Origin of the sequence: Asanoa hainanensis, from assembly GCF_900188485.1 — a bacterium.
In the GTDB taxonomy this organism is placed as follows: domain Bacteria; phylum Actinomycetota; class Actinomycetes; order Mycobacteriales; family Micromonosporaceae; genus Asanoa; species Asanoa hainanensis.
Map to the genome: position 1 here is coordinate 21220 of NZ_FZPH01000022.1, position 14637 is coordinate 35856.

The window sequence follows — 14637 nt, forward strand, 5'->3', positions numbered from 1 at the left end:
GCGAATCTTGCTCACGGACGGTCGTGAACGCCGTTACGCAACGAGTGCGCCGGCCACCGTCTGCCAGGTCTGGTCGTCGATGGCGGCGAGCAGGCCCTCACCCGGGTCGGCCGCGACGACGTACTCCGCGCCGTCGAGCCGGCGGACGACGCCGCCCGCCTCGCGCACCAGCAGGGCGCCCGGCGCGTGGTCCCACGGCCAGGTGCGCCAGGACATCGCGAACTGCTGCCTGCCCCCGACCAGGTCGAGGTATTCCCGGCCGGCGCAGCGCTGGCCGTTGGTGACCTCGCCGAGCCGGTCGGCGCCGCCCGCCACCCGAGCCCGCAGGTTCGCCGGGTAGTACGTGGCCGCGGCGACACCACGCAGCCGCTCGGCGGGGAGCGGTGCGGCCGGCTCGACCCGCACGTCGTCGAGGAAGGCACCGCCGCCGGCGACGGCGTACCCCATCAGGTCGTCGATCGGGTCGTAGATCCAGGCCCCGGCCAGGCCCTTGGCGTCGACCAACGCGACCATCAGGCAGAACGGCCCCTTGCCTGCGGCGTAGTTGGCGGTGCCGTCGATCGGGTCGACGATCCACGTCGGCTCCGGGCCGCCGATGCGGGCGAGCACCGACTTGTCGGCGGCGTACGCCTCCTCTCCGACGACGACGGACCCGGGCAACAGGTCGCGCAGGCCGGCGGTGAGGGCTTCCTCCGAGCGCTGGTCAGCGACCGTGACCAGGTCGCCCGGGCCCTTCTCGCTGATCTCCGAAGCCTGGAGGTGCTGGTAGGAGGGTAGGACGACGGTCGCGGCGGTGTGCCGCAGCAGCGCGCCGACCTGGCTGCCGAGTTGTGCGTCGATCACGTTTTTCCTAGTTGCGTGGGGGGAGCTTGACCACACTGACGAAGAACTCGTCAATCTGGCGTACGACCGAGATGAAGCGTTCGAAATCCACCGGCTTGGTGACGTACGCGTTGGCGTGCAGTTGGTAGCTGCGCAGGATGTCCTCGTCGGCGGCGGACGTCGTCAGCACCACGACGGGGATCCGGCAGAGCTCGTCGTCCTTCTTGATCTCCTCGAGGACCTCGCGACCGTCCCGCCGCGGCAGGTTGAGGTCCAGCAGGATCAGGTCGGGGGCGACCGCGTCCGCGTACTGGCCCTCGCGGCGCAGGTAGGCCAGCGCTTCGGCGCCGTCGGACACGACGGTGAGCCGGTTGCGCAGCTTGTGCTCCTCGAACGCCTCCTGCGTCATCAGCACGTCACCAGGGTCGTCCTCGACGAGAAGCACCTCGATCGGGCTCTTGCCATCCGCAGGTGCGGTCATGCCGCCACTTCCTTTACGCCGGTCGTCGTGTCGTCGTGGGTGGGTTCGTCGTCGGCCGGAGCCTCGGCCATGACCGGCAGGGTGAACCGGATGATCGTGCCCTCGGTCGCCTCGGCGTCGACCCAGATCCGGCCGCCGTGGTACTCGACGATCTTCTTGGCGATGGCCAGCCCGATGCCGGTGCCCGGGTACGCGTCCTTCGAGTGCAGCCGCTGGAAGATCACGAAGATCTTGTCGGCGAACTCGGGCTCCACGCCGATGCCGTTGTCGGCGCAGCTGATCTCCCACTCCTCGCCGACGCGGCGCGCGGAGACCTCGACCCGGGGTGGCACCCCCGGGCGGCGGAACTTGATCGAGTTGCTGACCAGGTTGCTCAGCAGGTTGGTCAGCAGCGCCTCTTCGCCGAGCACGGTCGGCAGGTCATGGAAGACGAGCTCGCCGTCGGCGTACTCGCGGGCCGCCTCGGTCTGGCTGCTCACCTGGGCCATCACGCGGTCGAGGTCGATCTCGGTGAAGCCGGCGGTGACCCGGCCGATCCGCGAGAACGCTAACAGGTCGTTGATCAGGCGCTGCATCCGCTGGGCGCCGTCGACCGCGAACGCGATGTACTGGTCGGCGCGCTCGTCGAGCTGGCCGGCGTAGCGGCGCTGCAGGAGTTGGCAGAAGCTGGCCACCTTGCGCAGCGGCTCCTGCAGGTCGTGCGACGCGACGTAGGCGAACTGCTCCAGGTCGCGGTTGGACCGGATCAGCTCCTCGGCCTGGCGCTGGAGCTGGCCGTTGACCCACTCGATGCGCTCGCGGGCCGCGCCGACCTCGTTCAGGTCCGCGGCGATCTTCTCGCGCATCGCGTCGATGTCGGCCCCGAGCCGGCTCAGCTCGGGCGGGCCGATCCCGGTGATCTTTCGCTGGTAGTCGCCGGCGCGCACGTCGCGTACCTGGTCGGCGAGGTCGGTGACCGGGCCGATCACCACCCGGTTGAGCGACAGCAGCAGCGCGACGCCGGCCACGATGATCACGGCCGCCGCGACCACCAGCAGGAACACCAGCGTGTTGCCGGTGTTCCGGGCCTTGTCGGCCACGGTGTCGCGAAGCTCGAGCAGCTGCTGCTGCAACTCGTCGAGCGAGGCGCGCATCTCGTCGAACCGCAGCCGGGCCTGGTCGGTGATGAAGGTGCGGGCGGTCGCCACGTCGGGGGCGGCCACCACCGGCTCGGCGACGCTGGACCGCCACGCGGCGGCCTGCTCCTCGATCCGGTCGAGCTGGTGTGCGATGTCCGGCTCGTCGTCGAGCAGCGGGCGCATGACCGCCACCAGGCGCTGCTCGGCGGCGACCCCCTCCGTGTAGGGGTCCAGGTCGCTGCGGTCGCCGCTGACGGCGTACCCGCGAATGCCCGTCTCCTGGTTGAGCAACGCGGTCTGCAGGCCCTGCGCGCTGGTCCGCAGCGGGCCGGTCTTGTCGAGCAGGGTGTCGAGGTGGTTGCGGTTCTGCGCGGCGACCGTGGCGGCGACCACCGCGATCAGCACGAGCACGACGCCGACCAGCGTCGTCAGCGTCACCAACCGGCGCCGCAGGGTCCACGTTCTCATCGGCCACCACCCGAGGTCACCAGCAGCATCGCCACGTCGTCGGCGAGCGGGCCGCCGTTGCCGTCCTCGGCGCGACCGACCAGCCAGCCGGGCAGGTCGGCGAGCGGCACGTCCCGGCCGGCTTCGACGAGCTCGACCAAGCCCGGCACGTCGAGCCGATCGTCACCCGCGCCCACCCGCCCCTCGATGAGGCCGTCGGTGTACATCAGCAGGGACCAGTCATCGCTGTCGAACTCCAGGTCGTAGACGCGGGGCGGACGCGGAGCGACACCGAGCAGAAGCCCGTTGGGCGCCGGTACGGGAGCGACCCGGCCGTTGCTCAGCAGCAACGGCGTGGGGTGACCGGCGAGGCGCACCGTCGCCCGGTTGGCCGCGAGGTCGATGCGGACGGTCGCGACCGTCGTGAACGTCTCCGGCAGCCGGCGCTCGCTGATCAGCACCTGCTCCAGCGCCGGCAGTACGGCGTCGTCGGGCACCCGGGCCAGCACCAGCGCGCGCCAGGCGACCCGGAGCATCACGCCGAGCGCGGCCTCGTCGGCGCCGTGTCCGCAGACGTCGCCCACGATCAGGTCGACCCGGTCGGGGGTGCTCTGCACGACGTCGTAGAAGTCGCCGCCGATCAACGCCGCGTGGCGGCCGGGCCGATAGAAGGGGTGCACCCGAATCCGGTCGGTCTCCATCAGCGGGCGCGGCAGCAGGCCGCGTTCCAGCCGGGCCGACTCGGCCTGGCGCAGCTCGACCTCGCGCAGCCGCAGCGCGTCGTCGTCGGCCCGCTTGCGCTCGACCGCGTAGCGCAGCGCGCGGGTCAGCAGCACGCCGTCGACCTGACCCTTGACCAGGTAGTCCTGAGCTCCTTCGGCGACCGCGACCACGCCGAGGTGCTCGTCCTGGCGGCCGGTGAGCACGCAGACCGCGGCACCACCGGACTGCGCGAGCACCTGGCGGAGCCCGTCGAGCCCCTGCGCGTCGGGCAGGCCGAGGTCGAGCAGCACGCAGTCGGCGCCGGCCATCAGCGGGCGGGCGTCGGCGAGGCTCTTCGCGTTGACCAGGTCCACGGCGGCATCGGCCTCGTCGAGCAGCTCGCTGACCAGGAACGCGTCGGCGTCGTCGTCTTCGACGAGCAGCACGCGCAGCCGCGCGGCAGCGGACGTCCGCTGGCCAGGCTGGGGTGGCACCGCGACGGTTGCCACTCGGCGTTGGGTCACGTCACCCCCCTCTCGGCTAGATCGTTGTCGCCACTCAACTGACCCTGCGGTGTGCAACCGTATGGCACCGTGCACCCACCGTGCCAGGCGGACCCGCCCGGGGTCCACGCAGCGGATCTAAGGTGTTCTCACTTTGCGCGAAGGAGACGTGGGTGTCCGCTGACGTTCAGGACCCGTCGACCACGGCCCGGAAGCCCGCCGACCGGGCGCTGGCCCGTCCCCCACGACGCGCGCTGACGGCCCTGGTCGCCGCCGTGGTGCTCGGCGCGATCGGGGTCGTCTCGTTGCTCGACATCCGGCCGCCCGCGCCGAAGCCGGCCTCGGCACCCGCGAGCGAGTTCAGCGCCGGGCGGGCGGCCGCCCACATCGACACCGTCGCGGCCCGTACGCACGTCGCGGGGAGCGCCGCCAACGACACTGTGCGTGACTATCTCGTGCGTACGCTGTCGGGTTTCGGACTCCGTACGTCGGTGCAGGACACCATCGGCGGCGAGGCCGGCGACCTCAGCGGCAGCTCCGGCGCGGCGGCCGTCGCCCACGTCCGCAACGTGGTCGCGGAACTGCCCGGCACCGCCCCGACGGGCACGGTGTTCCTGGTCGCGCACTACGACTCCGTGCAGGTCGGTCCGGGCGGCAACGACGACGGAGCCGGCACTTCGTCGGTCGTCGAGGTGGCCCGCGCACTGACCCAGGCCGGCCCGCTCCGCAACAACGTGGTGTTCGTGCTGACCGACGCCGAGGAGGCGTGCCTGTGCGGCGCGCTCGCGTTCGCCGCGAACCATCCGCTGGCCAAGGACGGCGGGGTCGCGCTCAACCTGGAGGCGCGTGGCAGCACCGGTCCGGTGATCATGTTCGAGACCTCCCGCGACAACGCGAAACTCGTCGACGTGTTCGCCAAGTCGGCGCCGCACCCGGTCGGCACCTCGTTCGCGGTCGAGGTCTACCGGCTGCTGCCGAACGACACCGACTTCACCGCGTTCCTCGGCAACGACTTCGTCGGCCTCAACTCGGCCTACATCGACGGTGGCGCGCTCTACCACACGCCGCTGGACACCCCTTCGTCCGTCGACCGGCGCACACTGCAACAACACGGCGACAACGCGCTCGGGCTGGTACGCGCGTTCGGCGCCACCGACCTGGGCTCTTTGCGGGCCAGCGGCGACGCCACCTACTTCCCCGTGCCCGGCACGCTGCTCGTCTATCCCGGCTGGCTGACCTGGCCGCTGGCCGCGCTCGCGCTGCTGCTGGTGGTCGCCCTCGCGGTGGTCACGGTGCGCACCGGCCGCGCGTCGTGGGGCCGGATCGCGGCCGGCTTCGGGCTGGCCCTCGTGCCGATCATCGCGGCGCCGCTGGCCGCCCAACTGCTCTGGACGCTGGTCACCGCGCTACGACCCGGGTACGTGTCGCTGCTCGACCCGTACCGGCCGATGCTCTGGCGGCTCGCCGTCGTGCTGCTCGCGACGACCGTGCTGTTCACGTGGTACGCGCTGCTGCGCCGCCGGTTCGGGCCCGCCGCGCTGGCGGTCGGTGGGTTCGGCTGGTTGGCGGTGCTCGGCCTCGTGCTGGCCGCGGTCACGCCTGGTGGCTCCTACCTGGCCGCCCTGCCCGCGCTGGCCGGCGCGCTCGGCGGCCTGGTGGCCCTGCGGCTGCGCGACTCCTGGACGGTGGTCCCGCTGACGGTGGCCGCCGCGGTCGGCGTCGTCATCCTCGCGCCGACCGTGGTGCTGCTCTTCCCGGCGCTCGGCATGGCGATGGGCGGGGTGGGCGCGCTGTTCGCGACGCTGCTGGGCCTGGCCGCGCTGCCGGTGCTCGACCTGCTGTTGCCGGCGGCCGGCGGCCAGCGGGGAATGACCGCGCTGCGGGCCCGCCGGATTGGGCTGGGCGTCCCCGGGCTGGCGCTGGTGGCCACGCTGGCGCTCGGCGGCACCGCGTTCGCGGTCGACCGCTTCGACCCGGCCCACCCGGTGCCGACCCACCTCATGTACGCCCTGGACACCGACAACGGCCAGGCCAAGTGGGTCAGCTACGAGTCGTCGCCGCAGCCGTGGACGGCAGGCTACGTGTCGGCCAAAGAGGACCTCGCGGCGGTCTTTCCCGAGATCGGCGGGGAGGAGGTGCTGACCGGGCCGGCACAGGCGGCGAGCCTGCCGGCGGCTTCCGTGACCGTGGTTTCCGACTCCGACTCCGGCTCCGGCTCGGGCGGCAGCCGGACGCTCCGCCTCAAGGTCGTGCCGCAGCGGCCGGTCCGGCTGGCCGCGCTGCACGTCGACGGTGCGAGCGCGGCCGTGGAGAAGGCCAGCGTCGGCGGCTTCCCGGTGCCGGTGGACGCGTCCGGGCCGTGGTCGTTCGGCCTGATCTTCCACGCACCGCCGGCGGACGGCTTCGAGGTGGAACTGGTCCTGAAGCCGACCGGCAGCGGTCCGATCCGCCTCCGGGTCGAGGACGGGAGCGACGGGCTCGAGAACCTGCCGGGCTTCCGTCCCCGCCCACCGGGCGTGGGCGTCATGGGCAGCCACAGCTCGGAGTTCGTGCTGGTCGCGAAGACGTACACCTTCTGATTCGGCGGCGGGCCCCGGCGGCGGGTGACCGACGTCGGGGCCTGGGGCGAGATGGTCAGGCCGCGCGGTGACGGCCGATCACGCGGCTGCGGCGGCGGAACATGGTCACCGCCAGGCCCGCCAGGACGAAGAGGACTCCGGTCGCGGTCAGGCCGAGGACGGTGCCGCGCGTGGCGAGCGTGCCGTCCTCCGACCGCAGGGTGACGGCCTCCGGGTCGTCGCTGGCGACCACGGCGGGCTCGATCGAGGACCGCGCCTTCGGCAGGTTCTCGATGTCGGCCGTGGTGCTGGAGCCGAAGCCGCTGTAGTTGAGGCCGGTCGTCGGCGAGATCTGCGAGTTGAGGACGGGGGCGGGGGTGGGGTCGGCGGCCGAGCCGCTGTCGCCGAGGCCGTTGTCGCCCCCGCTGTCGCCGCTGTAGCCGCCGCCGTCGCTGTAGCCGCCGCCGTCGCTGTAGCCGCCGCCGTCGCCGAGGACGGCTCCGGGGTCCGTGAAGGGGTCGTTCGGGACGGCTCCGCCGTCGTGCCCGTACGGGCCGTTGTCGAGAACGGTGCCGTCGACGTAGGGGCCTCCGCTGTTCGGCGGGCCGTCGTTCGGGACTGTGCCGGGCACGGAACCGTCGCTGGCCACGCTGGTGTCGATGACGCCGCCCGCCGCGGGGGCCTGCGGAACGACCGGCGCCGGGTCCGCGTCCGGCTCGACCAGGTCGACCGAGCCGTGCGGAAGCTGGGCGGTCGGTGTCGGCTTGGGTGTCGCCGTGGGAGTCGGGGTCGCCGTGGGCGTGGGTGTCGGCGTCACGCTCGGCGTCGGCTTCGGTGGTCGGAACGTGGCCGGCTCGATCAAGGGACCGACGGCCGCGGCCGGGCAGGTGTGCGCGATGGTGAACTCGCGGGCCGCACCCGTGATGGCGGCCATCCCGCCCGTCAGCCGCGAGCCACGCTCGACCGCGATCCAGGCCTGGCCGCTCTCGACCGCACCGTCGGCGCTCGGCGCCTCGCGGATCACCTCGCGCTCGTCCAGCGTCGTGAAGGTCCCGGTGACCGAGACGAAGTCACCGGACCGGTCGCCAGGAAGATCGAAGATCCAGACATCGCGGTCCGCGTACGGGCCTCCGCCCAGTTCCGGCACGCATCTCTGGTTGCCGACCTGGGCGGCCGTCGCGGGCACGCTCAGCGGAAGTACGTTGACGTACATCTCGGCGCTGGCGATCGTCGGCGCGGCGACGCCCAGCCCGGAACCCAGCACCGCCGCCAGAACCGCGCGCAGCGATCGTCCCCTCATCCCGTTCCCCCGAATCAGACATGAGACGCACCCAGGTGCGATCGTGCCCGATTCAGGACGCGAATGTGGAGATTTCCTTATTTATGCCGGAAGTGCACGAACAGGCGCCCGAAGTTCTTCGAGTCCTTCTCGACCCGGTGGTAGAGCTGCTTGACGTCCTTCTGGTCCAGGAACCGCAGGACCTTCTTCTTGAGCGCGCCGGAGCCCTTGCCGGGGATGATCTCGACGAGGGTGGCCTTCTTGGCCACCGCCTCGTCGATGATCCCGCGCAGCGCCCGATCGATGTCGTGGCCGCGGTTGTAGATGTCGTGCAGGTCCAGTTTCAGCTTCACCGGGGTTTGACCTTCGACTCGACCCGCACCAGCGCCTGCGCGTAGTCGGGGTGCTCGGCGTGCATCGCCGCAGCGATCCGCAGATGGGTCAGGGCCTCGGACGTGCGGCCCTGGCGCTCCAACGTGCGACCGAGCACGTGATGGGCGTAGTGGTCGCTCGGGTCCCGGTCGACCAGCGCCCGCAACTGCTCCTCCGCGCGGCCGAGCTGGGCCGTCTGGAAGTAGGCGCGGGCCAGCAACTGGCGCACCGACGCGTTGTCGGGCTCCACCGCGACGATCGGCTCGAGCAGCCGCACCGCCTCCGTCGGGTCACCGGCTTCGAAGAACAGGGTCGCCCGGCGGTACTCCTCCAGGAGATCCATTGCCACCTCCACCTCTCTCAGGGTCGCCGCAGCGACCACGCCCGCACACCACCGAGGATGCCGGCGGTGTTCGGCACCACGACCACGTCGTCACCCATCCGGGTCAGCTGCTCCGGCCGAAGCAACCGGGAGTTGCCGCCTCCCAGGTAGAGCCGGTCCCAGAGAAACACGGGCCGCAGGCCGTCGACCACCGTGCGGACCCGCCGGGACCAGAACGCGTCGCCGAGCCGGCGGCGCTCGTGCTCACCGATGTACGTGTCGTAACTCATGCCCCAACGCACCGGCGCCTGCGAGAATTCCAGGTGCGGCGCGAGCATCCCGCCGTCGAAGAGGGCGCAGCCGAGCCCGGTGCCGAGCGTTATCACGAGCTCCAGACCGGCACCGGCGACCACACCCGCACCATGCACCTCGGCGTCGTTGAGCACCAGCACCGGCGTGCCGAACGCCTCGGCCAGCCCCGCCTGCGCGTCGAACCCGGTCCAGTCGGTGACCAGGTCGGGGTCGATCTTCGTACGCGGGCCCGATCTGGTCACATAGTGCGGGGTCGCCACGACCACGCCGTGCCGGATCATGCCGGGCATGCCCACCGTGACCCGGTCCGCCGTGGGCAGCCGGGCGGCCAGGTCGATCAAGGTCTTCACGAAGAGCGAGGTGGGCAGGGGGTACGGCGTCGGCACGCGCAACGGCCGGGCCCGCATCGTGCCCGCCTCGTCGAGCACCGAGGCCTTGATCCCACCGCCCCCACAGTCGATGGCCAACGTCGTCACCACCCGCTCAGTCTGCCGGTCCTGGGGCGGTCGCACTAAACGGTGCCCAAGATCGACGATGGGTTGGATACCCTTTTCTGGCCATGACCACGCTGATCGCCAAAGACCTCGCCGCCGGCCACGGTGACAAGGCCCTCTTCTCCGACCTTTCGCTCGTCGTCGCCCCGGGTGACGTGATCGGCCTGGTCGGACCCAACGGCGCGGGCAAATCGACCCTGCTGCGCACGCTGGCCGGGCTGATCCCCGCCGAGCAGGGCACGATCGCGCTCAACCCACCCACCGCGACCGTCGGCTATCTCCCGCAGGAGCCCGACCGGCGGCCGGGCGAGACGGTCCGGGCGTTCCTGGCCCGCCGCACCGGGGTGGCGATCGCGCAGGCGACGCTGGACGCGGCCACGGAGGCGCTCACCGAGGGGCGGGCGGGCGCCGACGACGCGTACACGATCGCTCTGGAGCGTTGGCTCGCGCTCGGTGGCGCCGACCTCGACGAGCGACTCGACGAGATCGATCTCGGCTTCTCCGCCGAGCTGCCGATGACGGCGCTCTCCGGCGGCCAGGCGGCCCGGGCGGGCCTCGCGTCGCTGCTGCTCAGCCGCTACGACATCTTCCTGCTCGACGAGCCGACCAACGACCTCGACCTGGCGGGCCTGGCCCGGCTGGAGGAGTTCGTCACCGGCCTGCGCGCCGGCACCGTGCTGGTCAGCCACGACCGCGAGTTCCTCGCCCGCACGGTGACCAGCGTGCTCGAGCTCGACCTGCACCAGCAGCAGGTCAACCACTTCGGCGGTGGCTACCAGTCCTATCTGGACGAGCGCGCGGTGGCCCGCCAGCACGCCCGGGACGACTACGAGGACTACGCGCAGACGAAGGCCAACCTGGAGGCGCGGGCGCGCACCCAGCGCGGCTGGATGGAGAACGGCGTCCGCAACGCCCGGCGCAAGGCCAAGGACAACGACAAGATCGGCCGCAAGTTCCGCGCCGAGTCCACCGAGAAGCAGGCCGCCAAGGCGCGGCAGACCGAGCGCCTGATCGAGCGCCTGGAGGTGGTCGAGGAGCCCCGCAAGGAGTGGGAGCTCCGGATGACCATCGCCGCCGCGCCCCGGGCCGGCGCGGTCGTGGCCACCTTGCGCGGCGCCACCGTCCACCGTGGCTCGTTCACGCTCGGTCCCGTCGACCTGCAGATCGACTGGGCCGACCGGGTCGCGATCACCGGACCCAACGGCTCGGGCAAGTCGACGCTGCTGGCCGCGCTGCTCGGCCGTTTGACCCTGGACGCCGGCGACGCCCACCTCGGCCCGGGCGTCGTGGTCGGCGAGGTCGACCAGGCCCGCGGTGCCTTCGTCGGCGACGAGCCGCTGGTCGACGCGTTCCGCGCGGCCACGCCCGGGATGGCTCCGGAGGAGTCGCGCACCCTGCTGGCCAAGTTCGGCCTGCGCAGCGACCACGTGCTGCGGCCGGCGGTCACGCTGTCGCCGGGCGAACGTACCCGGGCGGGATTGGCCCTGCTCCAGGCCCGCGGGGTCAACCTGCTGGTGCTCGACGAGCCGACCAACCACCTCGACCTGCCGGCGATCGAGCAGCTCGAGTCGGCCCTCGACGGCTACCCGGGCACGCTCCTGCTGGTCACCCACGACCGCCGCATGCTCGAAGCGGTCCACGTCAACCGCCGCCTCGCGGTGGCAGCCGGGCGGGTTTCCGAGCTTTAGGCTTGACTTATATAACCGGCTGCTAGACAGTCGAGACGTGCACGCGTTCGACGTCCTGGGTGATCCGGTCCGGCGGCGGATCCTGGAGTTGCTGGCCGACGGCGAGCTCGCGGCCGGCGAGATCGGCGCGGTCGTGCAGGAGGAGTTCGGCATCTCGCAACCGGCCGTCTCGCAACACCTTCGGGTGCTCCGCGACAACGGCCTCACCACCGTCCGCGCGGCCGGCACCCGGCGCCTCTACGCGGTCGACGCCACCCCGTTGCAAGAGGTGGATGCCTGGTTGGAGCGTTACCGCCGGTTCTGGACCCAACGGCTGGACGCGCTGGAGACCGAGCTGGCCCGCGGCCGCCGCGCGCGCCGCTAGTTCTCGTCTAGCGGGCCGTCTCGCGCCTCCCTGGTGAGAGGGGAGGTGGTCACCATGACCGACGAGCCGCTGCGAGTTGCGGTGATCATCGGGAGCACTCGCGAAGGGCGGGTCGGCGACCGGATCGCACGGTGGTTCGCCGCCCAGGCCGCCGGGCGCGCCTCGCTCGCTGTGGCGGTCGTGGACCTCGCTTCGTTCAGCTTCCCCGCCGGCTACCCCGCCCGGACGACGCCGCAGATGTCGGCTTTCGCCGCCGAGATCGACGACGCCGACGCGTTCGTCGTGGTGACGCCCGAGTACAACCACAGCTTTCCCGCCTCGCTCAAGCAGGCGATCGACTTCGCGTACGACGAGTGGCACGCGAAACCGGTCGGCTTCGTCTCGTACGGCTGCCGCTCCGCCGGGCAGCACGCGGTCGACCAGCTCCGCACGGTCTTCACCGCCCTGCACGCAGCCTGCGTCCGCGACTGGGTCGGCGTCGACCTGCTGGACGGCGGGGACGACCTGGAGGCCTTCCTGGCCGGCGACTCCCCCGTACAGGCCGCACAGGTTCTGCTCGATCAGCTCTTGTGGTGGGGCCGCACGCTGCGGTCCGGCCGCGCCGCACACCCCTATGTCTCTTGATCTGTTTTCTTTGGAGGGAACCATCATGAGTGACCGCCCAACCGGCCCCGCGATCGAGGCTGCGGGGTTGGTGAAGACGTTCGGCTCGACCCGCGCGCTCGACGGCATCGACCTGTCCGTGCCCGCTGGCAGCGTCTACGGCCTGCTCGGCCCGAACGGCGCGGGCAAGACCACGGCCGTCCGGGTGCTGGCCACCCTGACGCGCCCCGACGGAGGCTCCGCCCGGGTGTTCGGGCACGACGTGGTGCGCGAGGCCAACGCCGTGCGGTCGAAGGTCAGCATGACCGGCCAGTACGCGTCGGTCGACGAGGACCTGTCCGGCCTGGAGAACCTGATCCTGCTGGCCCGCCTGCTCGGCCATCGCAAGCCGGCCGCGAAGGCCCGGGCCGAGGAGCTGCTGGCGGCGTTCGGGCTGACCGACGCCAGCGACCGCCAGGTCAAGAAGTACTCGGGCGGCATGCGGCGCCGGATCGACATCGCGGCGAGCATCCTCAACACGCCCGAGTTGCTGTTCCTCGACGAGCCGACGACGGGCCTGGACCCGCGTAGCCGCAGCCAGGTCTGGGAGATCATCCGGTCCGTCGTCGCGCACGGCACGACGGTCCTGTTGACCACGCAGTATCTCGACGAGGCCGACCGCCTGGCCGGCCGGATCGCGGTGATCGACCACGGCAAGGTGATCGCCGAGGGCACACCGGGCGAGCTCAAGTCCTCGATCGGCTCGGGCACCGTCCACGTCCGACTGCGCGACGCGGCGACCCGCCCGAAGGCGCTGGAGGTGCTGGCCCGGGCGCTCGGCACGACGGTCGAGCCGGAGGCCGATCCGGTGTCGCTGTCGGCCCGGGTCGACGGCTCGGACTTCGAGGCAAGCACCCAGGCCGCCCGGGCGCTGTCGGAGCTAGCCGCCGCCGGCATCGTCGTCGACGACTTCTCGCTCGGCCAGCCCAGCCTGGACGAGGTGTTCCTGGCCCTGACCGCCGCCCCTACTGGTTCTTCGCAGCTGGAGTCTGTCCGATGAGCACTGCCGCCACTTCGACCGACCTGCAGACCGTCTTCGTACCGTCCCCGGAGACCCTAGGCGCGGTCCTCGCGCCCGGTGCCCGACCGCCAAGGCCAAGCGCCTGGTCGGCGTCGGTGACGTTCGGCTGGCGGGCGATGCTGAAGATCAAGCACGTACCCGAGCAGCTCTTCGACGTCACCGCCTTCCCGATCATCATGACCCTGATGTTCACGTACCTGTTCGGCGGAGCGATCGCCGGCAGCACGGACGCCTACCTGCAGTTCTTCCTGCCGGGCATCATGGTCACCAGCGTCGTGATGATCACGATGTACACGGGCATCGGCCTGAACACAGACATCGAAAAAGGGGTCTTCGACCGCTTCCGCACGTTGCCGGTGTGGCGCCCATCAGCCCTGGTAGGCATGATCTTCGGCGACGTCCTCCGCTACATCCTGGCGGCCCTGGTCATCCTGGGCGTGGGCCTGATCCTGGGCTTCCGCCCGTCGGGCGGGGTGCTTGGCGTAGCCGCCGGCATCGGCTTGCTGGTCGTCTTCTCGTTCGCGTTCTCGTGGATCTGGACGATGTTCGGCCTGGTCCTACGCAGCGAGAAGTCCGTGATGGGCGTCAGCATGCTGGTCCTGTTCCCGCTGACCTTCCTGAGCAACGTCTTCGTAGAGCCGTCGACGATGCCGGGCTGGCTACAGGCCTTCGTCAAGGTCAACCCGATCACGCATCTTGTCGATGCCATCCGCTCGGTGATGGCCGGCTCGCCCGACGCGTCGAGCATCATGTGGACGTTCGCGTGGAGCGCGGGCTTCGTGGCGGTGTTCGGCTTCCTGACGATGTACCGCTACAACCGACGCTGATCCGGTTCATCAACGGCGGCCCCGCGCTCTCCGGCGCGGGGCCGCCTTCGGTTTGCCACGGGCCTCTCAGGCAGCCAACGGCCCCGCCTGCACGCCCCAGCGGCGGCGCTGCCCAATGCGACCGCCCCTGACTCGCGCTACGCGAGGCGGCCCTACGCAGAACGGCGCGGCACAGCCGGCGCAGCGCGGCCTGGGGGTCCGGCCGGCCCGGCGCGGTCCGGCGCAGCCCAGCCCGGCGCGTTGCGGCGCGGCGCGGCCTGGGGGTCCGGCCGGCGCGGCGCGGTCCGGCGCAGCCCAGCCCGGCGCGTTGCGGCGCGGCGCGGTCCGGCCTGGCGCGGCTCGGCCTGGCACGCCCCAGCCACGCGCTGCCCAGACCCTCCCGGTCCCCCGCAGCCCGGCACGACGCGGCACAGCCCGCCCGGCCCATCGCGGCCCGGCCCGTCCCGGCCCGGCGCGGCTCGGCCTGGCACGCCCCAGCCACGCGCTGCCCAGACCCTCCCGGTCCCCCGCAGCCCGGCACGGCGCGCACAGCCCGCCCGGCCCATCGCGGCCTGGCGCGGTCAGGCCCGGCCCGGCCCGGCGCGGCGCGGCGCGGACCGGCGCGGCGCGGACCGGCGCGGCGCGGACCGGCGCGGCGCGGACCGGCGCGGCGCGGACCGGCGCGGCGCGGACCGGCGCGGCGCGG

Annotated in this window: 14 protein-coding genes; 6 read left to right on the forward strand and 8 right to left on the reverse strand. The window is 72.0% G+C overall.

What is annotated here, in order from left to right:
- Positions 1 to 33: 33 nt before the first annotated feature.
- From CHC05_RS35700 to CHC05_RS35715, 4 genes are read right to left on the reverse strand one after another with little or no spacing between them, the layout of a single operon-like run.
- Complete coding sequence (locus CHC05_RS35700; protein WP_089255135.1) at positions 34 to 840, reverse strand: inositol monophosphatase family protein; 807 nt, start codon at positions 838 to 840, stop codon at positions 34 to 36.
- A 10-nt stretch (positions 841 to 850) separates the two neighbouring features.
- Positions 851 to 1303: a response regulator gene (locus CHC05_RS35705; RefSeq protein ID WP_089255059.1), complete on the reverse strand. Its 453-nt coding sequence runs from the start codon at positions 1301 to 1303 to the stop codon at positions 851 to 853.
- Entirely contained in the window at positions 1300 to 2889 is a 1590-nt protein-coding gene (locus CHC05_RS35710) for a sensor histidine kinase (protein WP_089255060.1), read from the reverse strand. The genes CHC05_RS35705 and CHC05_RS35710 overlap by 4 nt, the downstream gene beginning before the upstream one ends.
- On the reverse strand, positions 2886 to 4079 hold the full coding sequence (locus CHC05_RS35715; protein WP_089255061.1) for a PP2C family protein-serine/threonine phosphatase: 1194 nt from the start codon (positions 4077 to 4079) through the stop codon (positions 2886 to 2888). The genes CHC05_RS35710 and CHC05_RS35715 overlap by 4 nt, the downstream gene beginning before the upstream one ends.
- A gap of 167 nt (positions 4080 to 4246) precedes the next feature.
- Here CHC05_RS35715 and CHC05_RS35720 point away from each other — a divergent pair, with 167 nt between their 5' ends.
- Positions 4247 to 6652, forward strand: coding sequence for a M28 family peptidase (locus tag CHC05_RS35720; RefSeq protein WP_089255062.1), 2406 nt, complete (start codon positions 4247 to 4249; stop codon positions 6650 to 6652).
- Between the two features lie 55 nt (positions 6653 to 6707).
- Here the strand turns inward: CHC05_RS35720 and CHC05_RS41860 are convergent, their stop codons facing one another.
- From CHC05_RS41860 to CHC05_RS35740, 4 genes are all read right to left on the reverse strand, one after another.
- Complete coding sequence (locus tag CHC05_RS41860; RefSeq protein ID WP_179266516.1) at positions 6708 to 7931, reverse strand: hypothetical protein; 1224 nt, start codon at positions 7929 to 7931, stop codon at positions 6708 to 6710.
- A gap of 77 nt (positions 7932 to 8008) precedes the next feature.
- On the reverse strand, positions 8009 to 8263 hold the full coding sequence (locus tag CHC05_RS35730; RefSeq protein ID WP_089255064.1) for a Smr/MutS family protein: 255 nt from the start codon (positions 8261 to 8263) through the stop codon (positions 8009 to 8011).
- Entirely contained in the window at positions 8260 to 8625 is a 366-nt protein-coding gene (locus CHC05_RS35735; protein ID WP_089255065.1) for a tetratricopeptide repeat protein, read from the reverse strand. Before CHC05_RS35735 ends, CHC05_RS35730 begins: the two co-directional genes overlap by 4 nt.
- A gap of 17 nt (positions 8626 to 8642) precedes the next feature.
- Complete coding sequence (locus CHC05_RS35740) at positions 8643 to 9395, reverse strand: ROK family protein (RefSeq protein WP_089255136.1); 753 nt, start codon at positions 9393 to 9395, stop codon at positions 8643 to 8645.
- An 80-nt stretch (positions 9396 to 9475) separates the two neighbouring features.
- Between CHC05_RS35740 and CHC05_RS35745 the strand changes: the two genes are divergently transcribed.
- The 5 genes from CHC05_RS35745 to CHC05_RS35765 are packed head-to-tail and all read left to right on the forward strand — an operon-like array spanning position 9476 to position 13952.
- Positions 9476 to 11098: an ABC-F family ATP-binding cassette domain-containing protein gene (locus CHC05_RS35745; protein ID WP_089255066.1), complete on the forward strand. Its 1623-nt coding sequence runs from the start codon at positions 9476 to 9478 to the stop codon at positions 11096 to 11098.
- A 37-nt stretch (positions 11099 to 11135) separates the two neighbouring features.
- On the forward strand, positions 11136 to 11462 hold the full coding sequence (locus CHC05_RS35750) for an ArsR/SmtB family transcription factor (protein ID WP_089255067.1): 327 nt from the start codon (positions 11136 to 11138) through the stop codon (positions 11460 to 11462).
- A gap of 54 nt (positions 11463 to 11516) precedes the next feature.
- Positions 11517 to 12086: an NADPH-dependent FMN reductase gene (locus tag CHC05_RS35755; RefSeq protein WP_089255137.1), complete on the forward strand. Its 570-nt coding sequence runs from the start codon at positions 11517 to 11519 to the stop codon at positions 12084 to 12086.
- A 25-nt stretch (positions 12087 to 12111) separates the two neighbouring features.
- A complete protein-coding gene (locus tag CHC05_RS35760; RefSeq protein WP_089255068.1) occupies positions 12112 to 13104 on the forward strand; it encodes an ATP-binding cassette domain-containing protein in 993 nt (330 codons plus the stop codon).
- The gene (locus CHC05_RS35765) at positions 13101 to 13952 is read left to right on the forward strand and encodes an ABC transporter permease (RefSeq protein WP_089255069.1); all 852 of its coding nucleotides are present in this window, start codon (positions 13101 to 13103) and stop codon (positions 13950 to 13952) included. The genes CHC05_RS35760 and CHC05_RS35765 overlap by 4 nt, the downstream gene beginning before the upstream one ends.
- Positions 13953 to 14637: the final 685 nt, after the last annotated feature.